The 1,138-nt window shown below is 46.9% G+C and carries 2 protein-coding genes; both read right to left on the bottom strand.

The genetic code is table 11. The features are described 5' to 3' along the window. A partial coding sequence (locus GFB48_RS17140; protein ID WP_163938676.1) for a transposase zinc-binding domain-containing protein occupies positions 1-746 on the bottom strand: 746 nt, incomplete at its 3' end. Then, positions 743-1,138: tyrosine-type recombinase/integrase (locus GFB48_RS17135; RefSeq protein ID WP_163938673.1), on the bottom strand; the 396-nt coding region annotated here is incomplete at its 5' end. The genes GFB48_RS17135 and GFB48_RS17140, both read right to left, overlap by 4 nt.

The raw sequence follows: 1,138 nt of genomic DNA, 5'->3' as shown, positions 1-1,138 counted from the left end.
ACTTTCACTATGGCTTTATCTGGCAATACACCGCGGTAAAGGTATCGTGATAAATACTTTAATGCAGGCGCACCTTGGCCAACCTTAACGCAATGCACTACCCAAGATTGCTTCATCCCCGCTGGCAAGGGTAACGAGAGCGTGTGCTTGAGCATTTCTAACAACCTTGCCCGCCAGACGTTAGCAAGGTTATGTACGTTGAACAGATATTTGCCTTTATGTTTATGCCACTGTTCGGTTGTCGAGTGATAACTGCCCGCAGGGAGTATAAAGTGCAAGTGTGGATGATAATCACGTTGACGGCTATGGGTGTGTAACACACCTGTAAACCCTATCTGGCCTTGCAGCGTTTTCTTACGCGCAGCGAAGTCTTTTAATACACTGGCTGCCACTTTGAACAACATGGGGTAGACACATTTGGCATTCGTTTTAATCAATGCCCGAAGCTCATAGGGTACAGTGAAGGTCACCATAAAGTAATTCACAGGTAGCAGTTTTCGTTGCTGCCTTGCCAGCCATTCACTGGTGGTGTGGTGCTGACATTGGGGGCAGTGGCGATGACCGCAAGATAATGGTGCCTCGGTATTTTCATCACAACTATCACAGTGCCAACGACTGACTCTGTCGGTGTTCTGTCGACAACTGAGCATGGCTTTTATGCCACGGTGTTGGTCTTGATTAAGTTGGCCACCATAATGCTTAAGTAACTCATCATGATGTTGCCGTAGGATATCGATAAACGTCATAGCCCACACTCCCATTTCAGCACCAGAGTATTGGTTAAGTGATTAATGGCTTGAGCGGTATTTTTTCGGGTAATTTGAGTGAGGCGGGTATAACGTGCGGTGGTGTTTAAACTGTTGTGACCTAATAACTGTTGTACTGAACGCAAGTCTAGGCCTTGCTCTAATAAGTGGGTAGCGTAGCTGTGCCTCAGGTTATGTGGGCTAATGCTTTTGTGGATGTTGCAATCAATGACAACTCGCTTCATCGCTTTTTGGATCCCACCTCTGTCCATATAGGCCATAAGGTCGCCATTTGCTCCAGGGAACAAGTAGCTTGGGTGTCGATGTGTCTTCCAATAGTATCTCAGCGCCAGTAATGTGCGTTTAGGGAGAGGAACAAAGCGGTCTTTGCC

It is taken from the genome of Paraferrimonas sp. SM1919 (assembly GCF_010993985.1).
GTDB lineage: Bacteria > Pseudomonadota > Gammaproteobacteria > Enterobacterales > Shewanellaceae > SM1919.
Note: the sequence above shows the minus strand (reverse complement) of the source record. Positions and strands in the feature narration are given on the sequence as shown.